The organism is Arhodomonas sp. SL1 (genome assembly GCF_052060015.1).
GTDB lineage: Bacteria > Pseudomonadota > Gammaproteobacteria > Nitrococcales > Nitrococcaceae > Arhodomonas.
On sequence record NZ_JBPODZ010000013.1, the window covers coordinates 14199 to 35622 of the forward strand.

16 protein-coding genes are annotated in these 21424 nt (G+C 67.7%); 1 reads left to right on the top strand and 15 read right to left on the bottom strand.

Translation table 11 applies throughout. The features are described from left to right. Window positions 1–8 precede the first annotated feature (8 nt). The 3 genes from ACQ754_RS14475 to ACQ754_RS14485 form a co-directional block, all read right to left on the bottom strand. Window positions 9–986: an alpha/beta fold hydrolase gene (locus ACQ754_RS14475; RefSeq protein ID WP_440997749.1), complete on the bottom strand. Its 978-nt coding sequence runs from the start codon at window positions 984–986 to the stop codon at window positions 9–11. A 28-nt stretch (window positions 987–1014) separates the two neighbouring features. Next, on the bottom strand, window positions 1015–1704 hold the full coding sequence (locus tag ACQ754_RS14480; protein WP_440997750.1) for a poly(R)-hydroxyalkanoic acid synthase subunit PhaE: 690 nt from the start codon (window positions 1702–1704) through the stop codon (window positions 1015–1017). A 75-nt stretch (window positions 1705–1779) separates the two neighbouring features. Further along, a complete protein-coding gene (locus ACQ754_RS14485; protein ID WP_440997751.1) occupies window positions 1780–3216 on the bottom strand; it encodes a M48 family metalloprotease in 1437 nt (478 codons plus the stop codon). Between the two features lie 124 nt (window positions 3217–3340). On the opposite strand from ACQ754_RS14485, the gene ACQ754_RS14490 reads away from it, so the two are divergent. Beyond that, complete coding sequence (locus ACQ754_RS14490) at window positions 3341–4444, top strand: AI-2E family transporter (protein ID WP_440997752.1); 1104 nt, start codon at window positions 3341–3343, stop codon at window positions 4442–4444. A gap of 12 nt (window positions 4445–4456) precedes the next feature. Here ACQ754_RS14490 and ACQ754_RS14495 read toward each other — a convergent pair whose 3' ends face one another. The 12 genes from ACQ754_RS14495 to ACQ754_RS14550 all read right to left on the bottom strand — a co-directional run bounded on the left by ACQ754_RS14495 (window position 4457) and on the right by ACQ754_RS14550 (window position 21408). Continuing rightward, on the bottom strand, window positions 4457–7531 hold the full coding sequence (locus tag ACQ754_RS14495; protein ID WP_440997753.1) for an efflux RND transporter permease subunit: 3075 nt from the start codon (window positions 7529–7531) through the stop codon (window positions 4457–4459). Further along, complete coding sequence (locus ACQ754_RS14500; RefSeq protein WP_440997754.1) at window positions 7528–8634, bottom strand: efflux RND transporter periplasmic adaptor subunit; 1107 nt, start codon at window positions 8632–8634, stop codon at window positions 7528–7530. The genes ACQ754_RS14495 and ACQ754_RS14500 overlap by 4 nt, the downstream gene beginning before the upstream one ends. Before the next feature lie 159 nt (window positions 8635–8793). After that, complete coding sequence (locus ACQ754_RS14505) at window positions 8794–9798, bottom strand: hypothetical protein (RefSeq protein WP_440997755.1); 1005 nt, start codon at window positions 9796–9798, stop codon at window positions 8794–8796. A 64-nt stretch (window positions 9799–9862) separates the two neighbouring features. Then, complete coding sequence (locus ACQ754_RS14510; RefSeq protein WP_440997756.1) at window positions 9863–10516, bottom strand: TetR family transcriptional regulator; 654 nt, start codon at window positions 10514–10516, stop codon at window positions 9863–9865. A gap of 12 nt (window positions 10517–10528) precedes the next feature. Then, entirely contained in the window at window positions 10529–11068 is a 540-nt protein-coding gene (locus tag ACQ754_RS14515; protein WP_440997757.1) for an acyloxyacyl hydrolase, read from the bottom strand. Between the two features lie 85 nt (window positions 11069–11153). Further along, a complete protein-coding gene (locus ACQ754_RS14520) occupies window positions 11154–14270 on the bottom strand; it encodes an efflux RND transporter permease subunit (protein ID WP_440997758.1) in 3117 nt (1038 codons plus the stop codon). After that, entirely contained in the window at window positions 14270–15418 is a 1149-nt protein-coding gene (locus ACQ754_RS14525) for an efflux RND transporter periplasmic adaptor subunit (protein ID WP_440997759.1), read from the bottom strand. The genes ACQ754_RS14520 and ACQ754_RS14525 overlap by 1 nt, the downstream gene beginning before the upstream one ends. A 171-nt stretch (window positions 15419–15589) precedes the next feature. Continuing rightward, the gene (locus ACQ754_RS14530; RefSeq protein ID WP_440997760.1) at window positions 15590–15769 is read right to left on the bottom strand and encodes a PLD nuclease N-terminal domain-containing protein; all 180 of its coding nucleotides are present in this window, start codon (window positions 15767–15769) and stop codon (window positions 15590–15592) included. A 66-nt stretch (window positions 15770–15835) separates the two neighbouring features. After that, window positions 15836–17455 (bottom strand): electron transfer flavoprotein-ubiquinone oxidoreductase, encoded by a 1620-nt coding sequence (locus tag ACQ754_RS14535; protein ID WP_440997782.1) that lies wholly within the window; start codon window positions 17453–17455, stop codon window positions 15836–15838. A gap of 47 nt (window positions 17456–17502) precedes the next feature. Next, the gene (locus ACQ754_RS14540) at window positions 17503–18411 is read right to left on the bottom strand and encodes a hydroxymethylglutaryl-CoA lyase (RefSeq protein ID WP_440997761.1); all 909 of its coding nucleotides are present in this window, start codon (window positions 18409–18411) and stop codon (window positions 17503–17505) included. A 66-nt stretch (window positions 18412–18477) separates the two neighbouring features. After that, entirely contained in the window at window positions 18478–20478 is a 2001-nt protein-coding gene (locus tag ACQ754_RS14545) for an acetyl-CoA carboxylase biotin carboxylase subunit (RefSeq protein WP_440997762.1), read from the bottom strand. A 141-nt stretch (window positions 20479–20619) separates the two neighbouring features. Then, the gene (locus ACQ754_RS14550) at window positions 20620–21408 is read right to left on the bottom strand and encodes an enoyl-CoA hydratase/isomerase family protein (RefSeq protein ID WP_440997763.1); all 789 of its coding nucleotides are present in this window, start codon (window positions 21406–21408) and stop codon (window positions 20620–20622) included. Between the last annotated feature and the right edge of the window lie 16 nt (window positions 21409–21424).

The window sequence follows — 21424 nt, forward strand, 5'->3', positions numbered from 1 at the left end:
TTGACCTGTTAACCGAGGGCCTCGAGCCAACGGTCGAGGCGCGGGTACAGGGACTCGTGCGCCCGGCGGCTGATGAACACCCCAAGATGGCCGCCGGGGAGCACGTGCTCGTCGTAGCTGCCGGCCGTCCGTCCGCCGAGGGCGGTCGCCGAGGCCAGGGGCACCAAGTGGTCCTCCGCCGCAGCCACCGCGAAAACCGGTGTGTCGATGTTCGCCAGTGACAGTCGCCGGCCCCGCAGCGTGAGCGTTCCCCGGATCAGGGCGTTGTCCCGGTAAAGGGCACGGACGAACTCCACGAATGCCTTCAGGGCCTGGTCTGGCCCGCCGTACATCCAGCGCTCCATGCGCAGGAATTCCTCACGGGCCTCCGGATCGCTCAGGGTGGCATCGATACCACGGTAACGCTCCACCAACAGGGACAGTGGCCGCAGTGCCGCGAACGCCCAGTTCAGTTCGGTGGCCGGGATGTTGCGCCCCGCGGTGAGCAGGTCGTCGAGGTCGAGACGGGCGGCCACCCGGGCCAGTGGTGCGCTGCCGGCGATGCCGTCCACCGGGGTGGCGAAGGTGGTCAGGCTGGCCGCCGCGCTGGGGGTATGGGCCAGGTGACAAAGTGCCAGGTATCCCCCTTGGCAGACGCCGGCCAGATGGGGTGTGGCTGCATGCTGCTCGCGCACCGCGGCGATGGCGTCGCCGATGCCGTCGACGGCATAGTCCGCGAGGCTGCGAAAGCGGTCCATGGGCTCGGGATCCTGCCATTCCAGCAAATACACCGGACGGCTGCGGGCGAGGTGTGCCACCACGGACCGTGACGGGGAGAGATCCAGCAATTCCGGACGGTTGACTAGGGAATAGACGATGACCAGCGGGCGCCCACTGCCCCCCGGGTACTGGCGCAGGCGCAGCAGTCGTGATTCCGCCGCGATCCGATGGGGCTGTGCGAGCCCCGCCCCGGCGGCGAGCGTCGTGTCGTCGCCGTCCCGTGCCATGGGAGCCTCGTCCCCGGGGGCCATCGCCTCAGCCCCGCTCCGCCAATTCCAGCCGCGCCAGCCGTTCCTGGAGGTTGGTCAGCTCGGCCCGGCTGGGCAGGCCGAGGGAGGGTGCGACGTGGTCCATGAGCTCGGTCAGCGCATGGCGCACGGCCAGGGCGGCGCCCCAGAGCTCGCCGAGGATCGCCCCCATGTCCTCCTCCGCGAGGGCACGCTCGTAGCTCGACTCCAGGTGTTGCGTCCAGCGTCGTTGGCGTTCCTCGGGACTGGATGAGGGCGTGGCGCGCTCGCGATCCGCATACTGCTCGAGCGCCCGGGCGATGAGCCCGGCGAGTTCCCGGGCCATGTTCACTGCCGCCACATGCCAGTACCGGGTCGCCTCGGCGAGCGAGTCGAGCTTGCGGTTGACCGACCCCGCGGGGCCCAGTCCCGGGAGCCCTGAGGGGTCGCAAAGGGCCAGCAAGGGGTTGACGCGGCCGATGATTTCGTCGATCGAGGGCGCAATGGGAGGGTCCGCAGGCAGCTGCTCACGCCAGCGGCGCAACTGCGCCGCTCCGGCGATGGCGGATTCCGGGGTTGCGATGAGCGGGTCGTACCAGCTCTGTAGCAGATCCTCCAGTGCGGGCATGCCCGCGGCATCGTTGATGCCCCACGCCCGGCGCAATAACTGCAGCCAGCGCTCGAGCTCGCCGTGTCCCTGATCGGAGCCAGTCCCCATTGCCGCCCTGTGCTGCCATCTATGTGCCCATCCGTGCCACAGTCTAACACTCCGCCCCGGCGAGGTTTCGCGCCGTTATTCGCGGTCCCGGCGCTCCTGGAGGGCATCGCGCCACTGATCCCTGAGGGCCTGGGCGCGTGAACGCTGGTAGCCGTCGGCGGCGCCGCTGGCGAGCACATCCTCGATCTGGCGTAGGGCGCTGGCGAGCTCGCCGCGGCTCGCGTAGTAGCGGCCCATGGCGATCGCTGCCTCGGCCGGCTCGCCGGCGTCGTCGGCGGCGCGCGCCTGCAGTTCCAGTAGCTGTTCGGACCACGAATGCCGGGCCACGGCGTCCTCCGCCGCCTCCATCGCCTCACGATGGCGTCCGGCCGCGGAGAGTGCCTCCACCTTGCGTGCCTGTAGGGCATAGTTGCCGGGAAAAAGGGACAGGCCTTCCGCGAGCGCGGACAGGGCCGCGTCCGGGTCCCCGGCCGCTAGCTCGGCATCGGCCAGCGAAAGATAGTACGCCGCCCGTGGCTCTTCCCCTTCCAGTAGCTGTCGCAGGTGGTTGCGTGCATCCTCCGGGCGCCCGTCCCGGATCAGGGCCACAGCGAGGCCATAGGTCTGTGCGTCGCCCTCGTCGCCCCATTGCTCGAGTCGCCGCACCGCTTCCCTGCCGCCGGCCGCGCTTAGCGCGGCTAGCCTCGCGCGCACCAGCGCGAACTCGGGGTTCTCGAAGGTGTTGGATGCGTCCATGGATTCCGCGCGTTGCCGGCTGTCGGCGATGCGGTTTTCGGTCACCGGATGGGTACTGAGGAACGGCGGCGGGCTGGCGCCGTAACGGGTGGCGTCCAGTAGGCGCCCGAAGAAGTCGGGCATGCCCGTGGGGTCGAAGCCCGCGCGTTGCAGCAGCGACAGCCCCAGATTGTCCGCCTCCCGCTCATGCTGGCGCGAGTATGCGAGCTGACTGCGCGCCGCCGAGGCCATGCCGGACACCGCCGCAGCCTGACCCGCCTGGGGATTCTGGGTACCGATGAGCACCCCGGCCAGGATCATGGCCATGGTCCGGAGACTGGCCTGCTCCGCGGCGAGCAGCCGCATGGCAAGGTGGCGCTGACTGACATGGGTCATTTCGTGGGCGAGCACGGCGGCGAGTTCGCTCTCCCGCCGGGACTCGAGGATCACCCCGGTGTTCAAGCCAATGAATCCCCCCGGCATGGCGAAGGCATTGATGCGCGTATCGTCGATCAGGAAAAACTCAAAGGATTTGGTTGGCAGCTCCGAGTGACCGGCCAGGCGAACGCCGATGTCGTGCAGATAGCCCGTCAGGGCCGGGTCGTCGAGCAGGGAAACCTCCCGGCGGAGCTCGCGCATCATGCGTGAGCCGACTTCGCGCTCCTCCGCGGGTGTCAGTACCTGGTTCGCCGGATCCCCCAGGTCAGGGAGCGACAGGTCCAGGTTGGCCGGTGCCGGAGGGGCGAACGCCAAAGCAAAACCGATGATTAGCAGGGTCAGCGGGCGTGGGATGATCATGTCTCCGGGCGCTGGCTTGGAGTGAGTATTGGACCGGCGCCGCGCGCCGCTCGTTCCATACCGGGGTTCCCGGTTAGTATAACCGCGTGCCGCCAAGGCCAGCACTCAGGTTTACAGCTGATCCATGCAGACGATACGCGATTGGCTCCAGCGCCATCTCAATGACCCCCAAGTGGTCGCCCTGACCATTGTGCTGCTCGTCGGTTTGGGGATCGTGGTCTTCTTCGGCGACATGCTCGCCCCCGTGTTCACCGCGCTGGTGGTTGCCTATCTCCTCGAGGGCGTGGTCCAGAAACTAGAGCGATGGACGGGGCGGGGCACTGCGGTGGGCGTGGTCTTCGCGCTGTTCATCGCGGGCTTCGGCCTGGTGCTGTTCGCGCTCGTGCCGACGCTCACCCATCAGATCGCACAGTTGGTGGAGAATCTTCCACGCATGCTCGATCGCGGGCAGGAAGCGCTGTTGCGGCTGCCGGAGCGCTACCCGGATTTCTTCTCCACCGAGCAGGCGCGGGCCATCCTCGCGAGTATTCGCCAGGAGTCGGTGGACTTCGGGCGGCGAGTGGTTGCGTCGATTTCCCTGTCCCAGGTGGTCAAGCTCTTCACGCTGATCGTATACGCTATCCTGGTGCCGTTGCTGGTGTTTTTCTTTCTAAAGGACAAGGACCGGCTGCTCGACTGGCTGAACCGCTGCCTGCCCCGGCATCGCCATCTGGCGCGTACCGTCTGGCACGAGGTGGATGTGCAGATCGGCAATTACGTCCGCGGCAAGTTCGTGGAGATCCTCATCGTCGGTATCGCCGCCTATGTGATCTTCATCCTCCTTGGCCTGCAGTTCGCGGCCCTGCTCGCGGTGATAACGGGGCTGTCGGTGATCATTCCCTATATCGGTGCAACGGTGATCACCGTGCCCATCGCGATTGTTGCCTATTTCCAGTTCGGGCCCAGCATGGAGTTCGTGTGGGTGATGGTCGCCTATGCCCTGATCCAGGCGGTGGACGGCAACGTCCTGGTGCCGCTGCTGTTTTCGGAGGTGGTCAACCTCCACCCCGTGGCGATCATCGTCGCCATCCTGGTGTTCGGCGGGATCTGGGGGTTTTGGGGCATTTTCTTCGCCATCCCGCTGGCCACGCTGATCAATGCGGTGATCAACGCCTGGCCGCGCTCGTTGCCGGATCATCGCGACGAGGCAGGGACCGCACACGACCCTACGGCCGTGCAGCGGCGCTGAGGCCAAGCGCCACTACAGTCCCTGCTCGGAGGCCTCCGGGTCGTCCGTTTCCGTCGCTGTCTCCGCCGCGTGCTCCCTACCGAGCAGCACGTAGAAGGCGGGCAGCACGAACAGCGTGAACAGCGTCCCGATGCCGAGGCCCGTGGCGACTGTCAGTCCGATGGCGAAACGGCTGACCGCTCCCGGGCCGCTGGCCGTCAGCAGCGGAATCATCGCCACGATCAGCGCCACTGAGGTCATGATGATGGGCCGTAGCCGGATGGTGCCGGCCTCGAGTACCGCTTCCACCTTGGACAGGCCCTTGTGGATTTGCTGCTGATTGGCGAATTCCACGATGAGGATCCCGTTCTTCGCGACCACGCCGATCAGGGTGATCAGCCCCACCTGGGTATAGATGTTCACGGTGGTGAAGCCGAGGGTGATGAAGGCCATCGCGCCGGCTATGGACAGCGGCACCGAAACCAGGATGATGAACGGATCCCGCCAGCTCTCGAACTGTGCCGCGAGCACCAGGTAAATCACCAGCAGCGACAGGAAGAACGTCACCATCAGGGCGGTACCCTGCTGCTTGAACTGCCGCGAAGCGCCGGTGTAGTCATAGCCATAGCCCTGGGGTGCCACCTCGGCGGCGGTCTGCTCCAGGTGGGACAGGGCGGCGCCTATGGTGACCCCGGGTGCCATGATCCCTTCTAGGGTGAGCGAGTTCAGCTGCTGGAACTGGGTGCGCTCGGAAGGCTCAACGGTGCGTTCGAACGATACCAGCGTGGACATGGGTACCAGCTCGCCGGTGTCGGCGCGTATGTAGTAATCCCCCAGCATTTCCTCGTCGAGGCGTTTGCGCCGCTCGACCTGGGGGATTACCTGGTAGCTGCGTCCGTCCATGCTGAAGCGGTTGACGTAGTCGCCGCCAAGCATGGCGGAGAGGTTACGGCCGATCTCCTCCATGCTGATGCCCAGATCGCCGGCGCGGTCCCGGTCCACTACCACCGTGGTGCTTGGCCGGTCGAAGGCGATGGACTTCTGCAGGAACTGGAAGTTGCCGCTGCCCATGGCCTCGTTGACGATCTCATCGGCGACTGCGTTCATGTCCTCGTAGCTCGCCCCCGAGGTCATCACGAACTGTATCGGCAGGCCGCCACCGGAGCCCGGCAGGCTCGGGCGGGGAAAGGCGCTGATGTCAAAGCCCGCGACCTCCCGGAGGTTGTCCTGCAGCAGTGGTAAGGCATCGAACTGAGAGATCTCGCGCTCGGCGAAGTTCGGCATCTTGAAGCCACCGAACAGGGTGTTGCCACCCCGGCCGAGGATGATGAAGCTCTCCTTGTAGCCCTCCGTCTGCTCGAGCTTGGACTGTAGGTCTTGCCCGTACACCCGCAGGTAATCCAGGGTCGCCGTACGTGGGGCGGTGGCCTGGAAGAAGATGATGCCCTGGTCCTCGGTGGGGGCGAGCTCGTTCTCGGCGGTGATGAACATAAAGTAGATCGAGGCCAGCACCGCCACACCGAATACCACCATCACCGACACGGTCTCCAGCACCCGGGCCAGCAGGGCCCGGTAGCCCCGGGCGAGGCCGTTGAACACCCGCTCGACCAGCCGCTCGAAACGCCCAGGGTTGCCGTAGGGCTTGAGCACCTTGCTCGAGAGCATCGGCGAGAAGGTCAGCGCCACTACCCCGGAGACCAACACGGCCCCGGCCAGGGTGAAGGCGAATTCCGTGAACAGGGTGCCGAGTAGACCGCCCATGAAGCCAATGGGGGCATAGACCGCCACCAGGGTGGTGGTCATGGCGATGATGGGTACGGCGAGCTCCCGGGCGCCGTACAGTGCCGCGCGGAAGTTGCTCTCGCCGTCCTCGATATGGCGGTGGATGTTCTCCACGACGATAATGGCGTCATCGACCACCAGGCCGATGGCGAGCACCATCGAGAGCAGGGTCAGCAGGTTCAGGGAGTAGCCGAGGGCGAGCATGATGAACGCCGCGCCGATCAGCGACAGGGGCACGGCCACCGCCGGCACCACCGCCGCCCGGAACGAACCGAGGGATAGGTAGATCACCAGCAGCACGATGCCCACCGCCTCGGCGATGGTCTTGAATACCTCGTTGATGGAGTCCTCGATGAACTCCGAGGCGTCGTACGGCAGGACCACGTCCATGCCCTCGGGGAGCTGCTCGCGGATCTGGTCGACCTTGCGCTCCACGGCCTGGGCGGTGTCCAGGGGGTTGGCGCCCGGGGACTGCTCGACCGCCATGAACACCGCCGGCTGTCCCTTGTACCAGGCCTCCGAATCGTAGCTCTCGGCGTCCAGCTCGCTACGGGCGATATCCGAGAGCCGCACCAAGGTGTCGCCGTCGCCGCGTATGATGAGATCCTGGAAGCTGTCCGGGTCGCTGACGTCGGTGGTGGCGGTGAGGGTGATGGCGGTGTATTTACCCTTGGTCTGACCAACGCCGGCCAGGTAATTGTTGGCACGCAAGACCTGGGTGACATCCTCCGGGGTGACGCCGAGGGCCGCCATCCGGTCGGGGTCGAGCCACACCCGCATCGCCAGCGGCTTGCCGAACAATCGGGCCTTGGCCACACCGGGTACCGCCTGGATCTGGGGCTGGATTACCCGTACCAGATAGTCCGTTACCCGGGGGACGCTGAGCTCGTCGCTGTAGAACGAGAGATACATCAGCGCCGTGCTGTCCCCCGTGGAGGACTCGATGACCGGATCCCGGGCCGCCTGCGGCAGCACGTTGCGCTGGCTCGCGACCTTGGCCTGAATCTCCGCCACCGCGGCATTGGGGTCATAGTTCAGCTCCATGTGGACCTCGATGGTGGAGCTGCCCTGGGTGCTGGTGGCGGAGATGTAGTCGATGCCCTCGGCCTCGGCGATGGCCTGCTGCAGTGGGGTGGTGACGAAGCCCTTGACCAGATCGGAGCTGGCGCCGGGGTAGGCGGTGCTCACGGTGACCACCGTGTTCTCCAGCTCCGGGTACTGTCGGAGCTCGAGCAGCCCCAGCGAGCGCAGGCCAACCAGTAGAATCAGCAAGCTGACCACCGTCGAAAGGACGGGCCGGCGGATGAAGACGTCGGTGAACCTCATTCCCCGGTGATCTCCGTGTCCAGTTCCACGGAGTTGTCGATGGTCACCGGTTGGCCGTCGCGGAGCTTGACCAGGCCGGCGCGGACCACCTGTTCGCCCGCTTCCAGCCCCTCGGCGACCTCCACACGGCCCTCACGGCTGCTGCCCGTGGAGACCGCCCGGCGCTGCACCACCTGCCGGCCCCGTTCGTCCTCGGTGATCAGGAACACGAAATCGCCATAGGTATTATAGGAGATGGCCGTGCGCGGAACGGTCACGATGGCGCCGGTCTCGGGAAGGAGCGTGGCCACCCGGGCGAACATACCCGGGCGCAGCGCGTCCTCCGGGTTGGGCAGCGTGGCCCGGACCTGAACGCTGCGGGTACCCTCCTGGATCCCCGAGTCGATGGCCGAGATCTCGCCTTCGAAGGTCCGGTCAGGGTAGGCCGCCACGCTCACCTGCACCGCCTGGCCCACCTCGAGCTCACTGAAGCGCCGTTCGGGGACCGAGTAGTCCACGTAGACCGGATCCAGTGCCGTCAGGGTGACGATGGGCTGGCCGGGTGTCAGGTACTCGCCGTTGTCCACCTGAGCCAGGCCGAGCAGCCCGTCGAAGGGGGCCTTGATGGTCTTCTTCGCGATACGTGCCTGTTGCTCGGAGACGGCGGCCCGGCTGGCATCGTAACGGGCCTTGGCCTCGTCGAACTCCGACTGTGAGACCGCGCGCCGAGGCAACAGGTCCGAGGTGCGCTCGAATTGCACGCGCGCCAGCTCGCGGTCGGCGCGCAGGCCGGCGAGGGCGGCCTGATCGACGCTGTCGTCGAGCCGCAGGAGGGTCTCCCCGGCAGCCACTCGGGCCCCGGATTCAAAGGCGATCTCGCTGATCTTGCCGGCCACCTCGGTGGTGATATCGATGCCCTCGGTGGCATTGACGCTGCCGACGGCACGAATGGCCGGCCGCCAGGAGGTCTGCTCCGCTTCAGTGGCGGTGACGGTGGCCGGGGGTTGGGGCTGATCCGCCTGTTCAGCCATGCGTTGCTCCTGCAGGTGTTTCCACCCGAAGATCCCGCCGAAGATGGCGCCGAGGAACAGGGCAACGAGTAACAGCCGGATTGTGACCTTCATCAGCGATGTATCCGTGAGAGGGGTTGGCGCAGGCCGTCAGCCCGCCGGAACGCAAGGCGATGATCGTCCTAGAGGTGGGCTCAGTGCAAGCCCCGGGGGGCTTGCACTGGCGCGGTCGCCCTTGGTGGGGCGGCCCGGAAGTCCCGGCGGTAGGGGCGCCTAGGAGCCGGGGGATTCGCCGGATGCGGTGGCCGCCGACGGGGCGGCGGTGTCCGTGCCCCGCGGCCGGGCCCATTCCCTGGCCTTCTCCCCGAGCTCGCGGAAGCGGCTGGAGAGCTCCTCCAGGCGCGCCTCCCAGCCGGGATCGGGCGTCTGTCCCTCGGTGATCCGGAAGAAGGCCTGCATCAGGGCGGTCATGGCGAACGGCTCAATGATCGCCGCCTTGAGCGCCCAGGCGAGGACGAGGGCGATCAGTAGCGTCATCCCCCCGGCAATGCCCGGGAAAGCGGCGACGAGCAAGCCCACCGGGCCGAGCACCAGCAAAAAGACCAGGAAGGTCAGGCCCCAGACGCAAAGCGCCAGGAAGATGGCGTTGCGCAGGAAGGCCTTGTAATTCTGACCGTACAGGATGAGGGCCGTGCGACTCGTCGCCCACGGGTTGTCCGAGCGGGTGTGGATGCAGTAGGCGAGGATCACCTCGTCGAGGTAGGTGAGTGAGAGCCGGAGCACGGAGTTGACGAACTTGGCGAGCCCCTCGATCCCGGGGATGGGCAGCAGGGTCGCGACGCTGAGGAAGGTGCGATTGAACGCCCGGATCACCCCCTTGATGAGCTGGTCCACCCCGAAAAGCACGGAGGCCTGGGCGAAGCGCTGGCGCACCTCCGCCTGGGCGTGCTCGATTTGGCCGCGGCCGCCGGGCAACTCCTTGCCCTCCAGCAGCTCCACAAGCACCGCGATATGGCCCGCCTTCACCAGATACAGGAGGTACTCCCGGAACCAATAGACCAGTGCCCCGACCACCGCGAAACCGGCCAGCCCGCCCCAGGTGCCCCCGGCACCGGCGTTGCCGCCGATGCCACCGAGGAGATAGCCGAGCCCGGCGCCGCCGCCCGTGGCCAGGATGTATGCGAGGGTGATGCCCAGATAGATGAGTAGCCGAAAGCCGAGAAAGGGCGCGGTGCGCCGAAGCAGGCCCAGCACCTCGGTGACGCGGAAGTCTTTCATGCGAACCCCTCTAGCGCGAATGGTTCCGTAACGGCCAGTATCGGCCGTGTATCTTACTGATACCTTACACGGTTCGCCCCGGCAGCTCCCCCGCACCTTCCGGAGCCAGGAACAGGGAGCCGAAGAACGCCTCCAGCAGGGCTTCGGCATGTTGGTCGAGGTCGCAGTCGTCGGGCTCGCGCAGATACTGGCTGTACAGGCCCGCCATGTAGGCATGCAAGCCGGTGGCCGCTACCCGCGGCGTGATCGCGGGATTGAGTCGCCCTTGGGCACGGGCTCGCTCGAAGAGCCCCTCGAAGAGGGTGAGGACCTCGCGGATGAGCGCGTCCTGGCCCGAAACGGCCGGATTGATCTCGTCGATACGCTCGCAGCGGTGCAGCAGGATCGTGTAGACGCGGCGGTGGCGTGGGTCGTCGGTGAGCCGACGCAGGCCGAACAGGCAGAGCTGACGGAGGGTCTCCACGGGGTCGCCGTCCGCCTCGCGGCAGTGGCTCTCCACGAGCTCGGCCAGTGGTGGGCGTACACGGCCCGCCATGGCCTCCAGCAAGTCGCTTTTGTCGCGGAAGTGCCAGTAGATGGCGCCGCGGGTGAGCCCGGCCTGTCGGGCGATCGCCTCCAGGGTGGTGCGTGCCACCCCCTGGCGCAGGAACACCGCCTCGGCGGCGTCGAGCAGGCGTTCCCGTGTGGCCTCCGCCTCTTCCTTGGTCTTTCTGGCCATCTTGGTCTCCGCTCAGAATTGCCGGGACAGGCCGATGGCGACGAGGTTCACTCCCGGGTTTTGCTCGTAGAGTCGGGCGTTGGAGGTGTGCTGTATTCGCAGGCTGGTGATCAGCCCGCCGCCGACGGACCATTCGAGTCCCAGGTGACTGGTGAACTGCACGGGGCCACCGAGATCCTTGCCCTCGGCGTCGAAGTCCGACATCACTGTCGGCTGGATGCCGAGCCGCAGCGCAAGGGGGGTGTCGCGGAAGGAGTAGTGTAGCAGCGGACCGGCGGCAATGAACGTGGCATCGTCGCCGTAACCCCGCCAGCGGCCGGCGCCGATTTCCCAACTTGCCTCGGTCCGGTCGGGTAGCCAATCCTCGAGCAACCGATGCAAGGCCGCGGCGGGGAGCACCAAGGTGGCTGCCATCGCCTCCACGCCCTCATCGTTGCCGCCGACGCGCACGCCGATTTCGGCGTCAGCCGTCGGTGCCGCGGTGGCGCTGGTGGCCAGCAACCCGACGCCGAGTGCGGCGCCCGCCCACAGCGTCGCCCTTGATCGGTTCATTCCCGCTCGCCTCCCGATCGGACACCTAGGTTAGGGGCGAATGATTTCTCCTGTGCCGGCGGTAGGCAAGCGTGGTGTCGCCAGCTCATCCCCGTCGCCGTTTCCGCATGCCCGCCAGATCATCCAACAGCCGGTAGAACAGCGGTACGAACAGCAGTGCCAACGTCGAGGCCATGAGCATGCCGGTGACCGCCACGGTCCCGATCTCCTGACGGCTGTTGGCACCCGCGCCAGTGGCGAACATCAGCGGCAGGGTGCCGATGATGAACGTCATCGCGGTCATCATGATCGCCCGGAAGCGTTGCCGTGCCGCCTCCCGCGCCGCCTCCAGGGCGCTCATCCCCTCGCGGCGGTTCTGGGCGGCGAACTCGACGATGAGGATGGCGTTCTTCGCTGCCAGGCCGATGAGTACCAGCAGCCCTACCTGGAAGTAGATGTCGTTAGGAAAGCCGCGCAGCAGCGTGCCGATGGCGGCGCCGAGCACGGCGAAGGGCACCGCCGTTGCCACCGCCAGGGGCAGCGTCCAGCGTTCGTACTGGGCGGCGAGGATGAGGAATACCATGAGCAATCCGAGGCCGAACGCGGCGGTGCCGGCACCGGCCGCGGCGTCCAGCTGGTAGGCCTCGCCGATCCAGTCGAGCACGGTATTGTCGCCGCCGTCGAACACCTCCGAGGCTACCGCCTCCGCCGCCGCCTTGGCTTCGCCCGTCGTGTAGCCAGGGGCGGGGTCGGCCATGAAGTTGGCCGCCGGATAGATATTGAAGCGGTTGAAGATATCCGGGCCCGTGCCCCGGTCCAGGGTGACCAGCGAGCTCACCGGTACCATCTCGCCGCTGCCGGAGCGGACGAACACCCGCCGCAGGTCATCGGCCTTGTCCCGGAACTGCGGCTCCGATTGCAGGTTGACCTGCCAGTTCCGCCCGGCAAGGGTGAAGTCATTGACGTAGAGGCTACCGAAGCTGCTCTGTAGGGCGTCGAAGATTTGGTTGATGGGTACGCCCATGGCCTTGGCCTTCTCCCGGTCCACCTCGGCGGAATAGCGCGGGATGCCCGTATCGAGCGTCACCCGCGCGTTGGTCAGCTCCGGGCGCTCGTTGGCGGCGGCCACGAGCCGCTGGCTGAGGGCCTCGAGCTCGTCGGCGTTGGCGTCGCCGCGGACCTGGAGGTAGCCTTCCACGCCGCCGGTCAGTGATAGCCCTTGAATGGGTGGCGGCACGAAGGAGATTACCCGGGCCTCGGGTATCTGCACGCCCATGCCCATGATACGCCGGGTCAGTGAGCCGGCATCCTGCCCCGGACCCTGACGCTCGTCCCAGTGGGCGAGGTTGGCGAAGCCCACGCCGGCGCTGGTGCGCTGGGATGAGGAGAGGATGTCGAAGCCGGCGAAGGTGGTGAACTCCTCCACCTCGTCCATCGCGAGCAGGCGCCGGGAGAGCTCGTCGCGAACCGACTCCGTGCGCCCCAGCGCCGCCGCTGGGGGCAGGTTGTAGGCCACCAGTGCGACGCCCTGGTCCTCCTGGGGCACCAGCCCCGAAGGTAGGCGATCGAGGAGATACAGCGTCCCCGCGATGACCCCCACGAACAGCACCACACCGATCACTGCATGCCGTAGCAGGAAACCGACCGCGGTGACGAAGGCGGCGGTGACCGCGTCGAAACCGCGGTTGAACAGCCGGAAGGGCAGGGAGGTTTCCTTGGGCTCGCGGTCGAGCAGCAGGGCGCACATGGCGGGGGTGAGGGTCAGCGCGACCACCCCGGAGACCAGGACCGATACGGCGATGGTGACGGCAAACTGCCGGTAGAGCTCGCCGCTCAACCCGCCGAGGAAGGACACCGGCGCGAACACCGCCACCAGCACCAGGGTCGAGGAGACCACCGCCCCAGCCACCTGCTCCATGGTCGCCACCGAGGCCTCCCGGGCGTTGAGCCCCTGCTCCTGCATCAGCCGCTCGACGTTCTCCATGACGATGATGGCGTTGTCGACGACGATGCCGATGGCCAGCACCAGCCCGAACAGGGTGAGCAGGTTCACCGAGAAGCCCAGCGCCAGCATCCCGGCGAAGGTACCGATGAGCGAGACGGGGATGGCCGCCACCGGGATCAGCGTCGCACGTAGGTGTTGGAGGAACAAGAAGGTCACGAGCACCACCAGGCCCACGGCCATGAGCAGGGTGGTCACCACCTCCTGGATAGAGATCTCCACGAACTCCGTGGTGTCGTAGGGAATGGTGTAGTCGATCCCCGTCGGGAAGCGCTGCTCGAGCTCGGTGAGGGCCTCGCGGACGTTGGCCGCGGCCTCCAGGGCATTGGCGCCGGGTTGCAGGTAGACGCCGATGGGCACCGTGGGCTGGCCATTGTAGATCGCGGAGAAGGCGTAGTTCTGCGAGCCGAGCTCCGCGCGGGCGACGTCCCCGAGGCGCAGGGTTTCCCCCTCGCGATCGGCGCGCAGAATGATGTCCTCGAACTCGGCGGGATCGGCGAGGCGCCCGGAAGTGGATACGGTAAATGTGAAGGCCTGGTCCTCGGGGGCCGGTTCCGCGCCGATCCGCCCTGCCGAGAATTGGGCGTTCTGCTCGCGGACAGCCGCGGCCACGTCCGAGGGGGTCAGGTTGTACTGCGCCAACTTGTCCGGCTTCAGCCAGATGCGCATCGAGTAGTCCTGGGCGCCGAACAGCGAGGCGTCGCCGACGCCGGGCAGGCGGACGACCTCGTCGATGACGTTGAGCAGGGCATAGTTACTCATCTCGAGCATGCCCTGGCTTCGGTCGGGCGAATACAGGGCGGCCACCAGTAGGATGTTGGTGGAGCGGGCCTCGACGCGCACCCCCTGGTTGCGCACCGCCTGCGGCAGCCGCGACAGCGCCGCTTGGACCTTGTTGTTGACGTTGATGGTGGCCTGGTCCGGGTCGGTGCCGAGGGCGAAGGAGATGGTGATCTGGACGGTGCCGGCGTCGGTGCTCGTGGACTCCATGTAGATCATGTCGTCGACCCCGTTGATCTCCTGCTCCAGCGGCGCGGCCACGGTATCCGCTAGGACCTCCGCGCTGGCGCCCGGATAGGTGGCCTCCACCACCACCTCCGGGGGGACGACATCGGGATACTGCTCTACCGGTAGGGCGCGCAGGGCGGCACCGCCGGCGAGCACAATGATGATGGAGATGACCGAGGCGAAGATGGGTCGATCGATGAAGAAGCGCAGCATCACTTGTCTTCCCCGGCCTCGACGATCTCCACCTTGGCGCCGTCACGCAGGCCGACGAGGCCGGATACGGCCACCCGGTCGCCCTTGTCGAGCCCGGAGCGGATGACCTGGCCGTTCTCCACCACCGGCCCGAGCTCCACGGGGACCGCCGAGGCCACCGATTGGTCATCCACCACGTAGACCACGGGGCCCTCCGGCCCGGAGGCGACGGCCGTTTCCGGCACTACGGCCACCCCCTCGAGGGTGGCCGTGCGTAGCTCCACGCGCACGAACAGCCCCGGCGTGATGGTGTGCTCGGGATTGGGGAAGACCGCGCGGGCGCGTACCGTGCCGGTGGCGGGGTCGATGCTGGCGTCGGTGAAGTCCACCTCGCCGGTGCGCGGGTGGGTCTCGCCGTCCGGGAAGATCAGGGTTGCCTGGCGCCGGCCATCGGCGCCCTCATCGGCGCCCATTGCGCGCCGGGCCTCCTGCTGGGCCAGGGCATCCCGCTCGGGGAGGGCGAAGCGCACGTGGATGGGATCCAGCTCCGTGATGGTGGTGAGCAGGTCGCCCGGCCGGACCAGGCTGCCTTCCGGCAGTACCTCCAGGCTGGTGACCCCGCCGAGGGGCGCTTCCACGGTGGTATAGCCGAGCTCGATCTCCGCGGAGAGCACGCCGGCCTCGGCTACGGCCACGTCGGCGCGCGCCAGCTCGAGAGCGGAACGCGCATCGTCGCGCTCACGGGTGCTCACCGCGTCGCGCTCGTAGAGCCGGGCCATGCGTTCCCAGTCCCGCTGCGCTTGCCGCAGCGCGGCCCGGGCGCGTTGGAGCTGTGCCTCGGCACGGGCGAGGGCGGCCTCGAAGGGGGCGGGATCGATACGGAACAGCGCCTCGCCGGCGTCCACCAAGGCCCCCTCGACGTATCCGCGCTTCTCCAGGGTGCCGTCCACCCGGGCTCGGATCTGCACTTTGCGGGAGCCGGCGGCGCGGCCGGCGTATTGCTCGTGGACCGCCACCGGCCCCATCGAAACCTCGGTGACGCGGACCTTCGCCGGGGGTTGCTCGCGGCCACCGCCGCCTTCCGCTTGCGGGTCCTCACAGGCGACGAGGATGGCGCTGAGGATCAGTAGCAGCGTCAGCGCGCATGCGGTACGTCTTTTCGAAGGCATTGTTTCTCACCGTGGTGGCTGAATCGTGGCCGCGTTGGGGGTGATGACCGTGATGCAGCATACCAACATTCATGTATGTATGTAAGCGAGATGCAGACATCCCGGGCCGTTGCAGGACCGCGGTGGTCGGTTCAGCGTTCCGTTCCGGGAAGGGTATTGCCGGTGGCGGCGCTATCCCTTGGGGCCGAGGAGGAGCCACACGATCAGGCCGATCACCGGCACCAGCAGGATGAACACGATCCACAACACCTTGGCGCCGGTGCCGGCGCCGCTCTGCACGATCCGGACGATGGCATAGACCATGGCCACTAGCAGGAGCAGACCCAGGAGGCCGCCAATCTCTATGCCCATATGGAATCCTCTGCAGTGGGTTGTCCGCTCCGCTGCGATGGTGGCGCGCCGCCACGCCGGCGGGGTTCACATGTTGGGATAGTTCGGGCCGCCCCCGCCCTCGGGCACCACCCAGTGGATGTTCTGGGTCGGGTCCTTGATGTCGCAGGTCTTGCAGTGCACGCAGTTCTGGGCGTTGATCTGTAGCCGCGGGTTGCCTTGGTCGTCGTCGACGAACTCGTAGACGCCTGCCGGGCAATAACGCGCCTCCGGGCCGGCGTAGCGCTCCAGGTTGACCGTCACCGGCACGGAGTCATCGCGCAGGGTGAGGTGACAGGGCTGGTTCTCCTCGTGATTGGTGTTGGAGAGGAACACCGAGGAGAGCCGGTCGAAGGTGATCACCCCGTCGGGCTTGGGGTAGTCGATGGGCTGTCCCCGGTCCTTGGGCTTGAGCTGCTCGTGGTCGGCGTGGTGGTGGAAGGTCCAGGGCGCCTTGCCGGCGAAGACGTAGGTGTCGATTGCGGAGTACGCCATGGCCGGCCACAGCCCCCAGCGGAACGAGGGGCGGATGTTGCGGGCCCGGTAGAGTTCGTCCCATAGCCAGCTCTCACGCAGCCGCTCGGGGTAGGCAGTGATCTCGTCGCCGTTGCCCCCCTCCCCGCCGAGGGCCTCGAACACCGCGTCGGCGGCGGTCATTCCCGATTTCATGGCGGTGTGGCTGCCCTTGATCTTGGGCATGTTGAGAAAGCCCGCGGTATCACCGATGAGCGCGCCGCCGGGGAAGGTCAGCTTCGGGATCGACTGGTAGCCCCCCTCGGAGAGCGCCCGGGCCCCGTAGCTGATCCGACGCCCGCCCTCGAAGGTGGGGCGGATCGCGGGGTGGGTCTTGAAGCGTTGCATCTCGTCGAACGGCGAGAGATAGGGGTTGTCGTAGTCCAGCCCCACCACGAAGCCCACCGCCACCTGGTTGTCCTCCAGATGATAGAGGAAGCTGCCGCCGTAGGTCTTGGAGTCCATGGGCCAGCCCACGGTATGGATCACCAGCCCCGGCTGGTGGTTCTCCGGCTTGACTTCCCAGAGCTCCTTGATGCCGAGCCCGTAGGTCTGCGGGTCGGCGCCCTTGCGGAGGTTGAAGCGCTCGGTGAGCGTTTTGGTCAGTGATCCGCGGCAGCCCTCGGCAAGCAGGGTCTGGCGGGCGTGGAGCTCGACGCCGGGCTCGTGGTTGGGGCCCGGTGTGCCGTTGGGGTTGAGGCCCATGTCGCCCGTGGCCACCCCTTTGACCGAGCCGTCGTCGTGGTAGAGCACCTCAGCGGCGGCGAAGCCGGGATAGATCTCGACGCCCAGCTCCTCTGCCTGCTCGGCGAGCCAGCGGCACAGGTTGCCCAGGCTGATGATGTAGTTGCCCTCGTTCTTCATCTGCGGGGGCGTCGGCAGCCGACGGGCACCAGTGGCGGTGAGATACAGGAAGCGGTCCTCGCTGGCCGGGGTGTTCAGGGGCGCGCCGCGCTCCTTCCAGTCCGGGAGGAGCTCCTCGAGGGCGCGGGGTTCGATGACCGCCCCGGAGAGGATATGGGCGCCGATCTCGCCGCCCTTCTCGAGCACGCACACCGAGAGCTCGCGCTCCGCCTCGGAGGCTCGCTGCATCAGCCGGATCGCCGCGGCCAACCCGGACGGGCCTCCGCCGACGATCACCACGTCGTATTCCATGCTCTCGCGTTCGGCCGTCACGGTGCCCTCCCCGATCGCCGCTTGTTCTACGCTCCGGCCCGCGCGGCCAGCGCACGGGCCACCTTCGAGGTTGGTTCGCGGCCCAGCTTATCGGAAATCCACCGCCCCGTGGCCGCCAGGCGCTCCAGATCCACCCCGCTGTCGATGCCCAGGCCGTCCAATAGGTAGACGACGTCCTCGGTGGCCACGTTGCCGGAGGCGCCCTTGGCATAGGGACAGCCGCCAAGGCCCGCCACGGAGCTGTCCACGGTGGCGATGCCGAGCCCCATGACCGCATAGAGATTGGCCAGGGCCTGCCCGTAGGTGTCGTGGAAATGCGCGGCCAGCCGTTCCATAGGGATGTCCTGCGCCACCGTCTCCACCATCCGCTGCGCCTTCAGTGGTGTGCCGGTGCCGATGGTATCGCCCAAGGAGATCTCGTAGCAGCCCATCCGGTAGAGCTCGGCGGAGACCCTCGCCACCGCCTCCGGCGCGATGGCCCCCTCGTAGGGGCAGCCGAGCACGCAGGAGACGTAGCCGCGCACCCGCAGGCCCTGGGCGGTGGCCCCCTCGATCACCGGGCGGAAGCGCTCCAGGCTCTCGGCGATGGAGCAGTTGATGTTGCGCTGGGAGAAGCTCTCGGAGGCAGCCCCGAAGACGGCAATCTCCTCCGCCCCGGCCGCCAGCGCGGCCTCGAGGCCCTTCATGTTGGGGACGAGCACGGGATAGGAGACGCCCTCGCGGCGGCGGATGCCGGTGAGAACCTCAGCGCTCGCCGCCATCTGGGGCACCCATTTCGGCGAGACGAAGGCGCCGGCCTCCACCACCGGGAGCCCGGCGTTGCCGAGGCGCTCGATGAGCTCGACCTTCACTGCCGCATCGATGCTCTGCGGCTCATTCTGGAGCCCGTCCCGCGGGCCCACCTCGACGATCTTCACGCGCTGCGGTAGTGCCATCGCATTTCCATCCTCGGCGCAATTAGTTTCAACATAAACTATTTTGCGAGGGGGCGTAAACCGGGCTCACTCGTTGGCGGCAATGGCCAGCAGCTCCGCACCCTCGGAGACTTGCTCGCCCGCGGAGAAGGCGATGTGCTCGACGACGCCGTCCGCCGGCGCCTTGATGGTGTACTCCATCTTCATCGCCTCGAGTACCATCAGCGCCTGGCCCTCGCTGACCTGGTCGCCGGCGGTCACCAGCACGCTGACCACGGTCCCCGGCATGGGGGCGGTGAGGCTGCCCTCGCGCACCTCGTCCTCCATGCCCACGGTCAGTGGGTCATGGCAGACCAGCTCATGGGTGAGCCCGTCGCAGATGATGGTCAGCGTCGCGCCGTCACGGACTACCGTGGCGGTCAGCCGCACCCCGCCGAGATCCACGCGCATGTCGCCGTTGCCGTCGAGCTGGCCCCGGGCGCGGATCTCGCCGCCGGGCAGCTCGAGCAGGTAGTGGCCTTCCCGGTAGTGGGCGGTGACGCTGATGTCGCGGTCGCCGTCGCGGAAGTGCAGGGTGTGATGGTTGTCGTCGTTGAGCACCCAGCCGCTGGTGGCGTGCCAGGGCGAATACGGGTCCGCGGAGGCCGCGGCGCGTCGCGCCGCCTCCGCGTCGATGCGCAGGAACTCGGCCAGGCAGGCAAGGGCGAGGACCCGGTCCGAGGCGGCCTGGGGTTCCGGGAACAACGCCTCATGGTGGCGGTCGATAAAGGCGGTATCCAGCTCCGCCGCGGAGAAGGCCGGGTGCGCGGTGAGTGCCTGCAGGAAGGTGATATTGGTCGTCGGGCCCACCACCTGGTAGTCGGCCAGCGCCCGCCGCAGCCGCCGCAGGGCCCCGGGGCGGTCACCGTCCCAGACGATGAGCTTGGCGATCATGGGATCATAGTGGATGCTGACCTCGTCGCCCTCGCGGACGCCGGTGTCGATGCGTACCCGGGGGTTCTCCTCCGGTGTGCGCAGGTGGTGGATCAGCCCCGTGGCGGGGAGGAAGTCATTGGCCGGGTCCTCGGCGTAGATGCGCGCCTCGAAGGCATGGCCGTGGATGGCGAGCTGATCCTGGCCGCGGGGCAGGGACTCGCCGGCCGCCACCCGCAGCTGCCATTCCACCAGGTCCTCGCCGGTGATCATCTCCGTTACCGGGTGCTCCACCTGCAGCCGGGTGTTCATCTCCATGAAGTAGAAGCTGCCGTCCTGGTGGACGATGAACTCCACGGTGCCGGCACCCACGTAGCCAATGGCCCGGGCGGCGCGCACCGCCGCCGCGCCCATCTCCCGGCGGCGCTGCTCGCCCATCCCGGGGGCGGGCGCCTCCTCTACCACCTTCTGGTGGCGGCGTTGCACCGAGCAGTCACGCTCGAAGAGGTGGACGGCATTGCCGGCGGTGTCGGCGAAGACCTGGACCTCGATGTGGCGGGGCTGCAGGAGATACTTCTCCACCAGCACTTGTTCGTCGCCGAAGCTGGCAGCGGATTCCCGCTTGGCGGCGGCCAGCTCGGTAGCGAAGTCCTCGGGGCGATCGACCCGGCGCATGCCCTTGCCACCGCCGCCGGCGCTGGCCTTGATGAGCACCGGGTAGCCGATCTCCGCGGCGGCCTCGGCCAGGTGCTCGGGGTCCTGGTTGTCGCCGTGGTAGCCGGGGACCAGGGGCACGCCGGCCTCGGCCATCAGGGCCTTGGCGGCGCTCTTCGAGCCCATGGCATCGATGGCGGCGGCCGGCGGGCCGATGAAGGTGATGCCAGCGGCCTCGCAGGCGTGGGCGAAGGTGGGGTTCTCCGAGAGGAAGCCATAGCCGGGATGGATCGCCTCGGCACCGGAGCGCCGGGCCACCTCGAGGATGCGCTCGGCGTCCAGGTAGCTCTCCCGGGCCGGCGCCGGCCCGACCAGCCAGGCCTCGTCGCAGAGCTGGACGTGCCGCGCCTGGGCGTCCGCCTCGGAGTAGACAGCGACGGTGCGCACGCCCAGCCGCCGGCAGGTCTGGGCGACTCGACAGGCGATCTCCCCGCGGTTGGCGATCAGTATCTTCTCGAACATGCCCGTTTCCTGTCAGGTTCTGATGGGCAGCCACGGATCCACACGGATACACCCGGATCGGGGCAGGTGCCCCCGCGCCGGTATGCCGCGGCGAGCGGAAGCCTTCGAGTGTTCATCGGTGTGAATCCGTGACCACCATGGTCAACCGTCCTTCCAGCGGGGTGGCCGTTTCTCGAGGAAGGCGCTCACGCCCGCCTTGCCCTCGTCGCTGGCGCGCTGGTCGGCGATGCGCTCGGCGGTGTCTTCGACCATGCGTTCGTCCAGCGGGCCGCGGCTCATGTCCAGGGCCAGGCGCTTGGCCTCCCGCATCGCCAGGGGGCCGTTGCCCTGCAGCGTCGCGATCATGGCGCCGACGGCGTCGTCCAGGGCCTCCGCCGGCACTACCTCATGGATCAGGCCGAGCCGCCGGGCGGTGCCGGCGTCGAAGCGCTCGCCACTGACGAAGTATCGCCGTGCCTGGCGTTCGCCTATGGCACTCACCACGTACGGGCTGATCACCGCGGGGATCAGTCCCAAGCGGACCTCGGTGAGGGCAAAGACCGCGGCCTCCGAGGCGATGGCAATGTCGCAGCAGGCGACGAGCCCCACGCCCCCGCCCATGGCCGCACCGTTGACCCGGGCCACCGTGGGTTGTGGCAGGCCGTTGAGGGTGTGCATGAGCCGCCCGAGGGCCCGGGAATCCTGGTAGTTCTCCTGCCAGTCATAGTCGGCCATGCGCCGCATCCAACCCAGGTCCGCGCCGGCGGAAAAGCTGCGCCCCGCGCCGGCGAGGATGACCGCGCGCACGCTGTCGTCGTGGCCGATGTCCTCCAGGGCCCGGGTGAGCGCGGCGATCAGGGCGTCATCGAAGGCGTTGTGGACCCGGGGCCGGTTCATGGTGACCCGGGCGATGCCCGCCTCTCTCCGGATATCAAGGGTGTCGTCGTCCATCGCTGCTTCCCCGGAT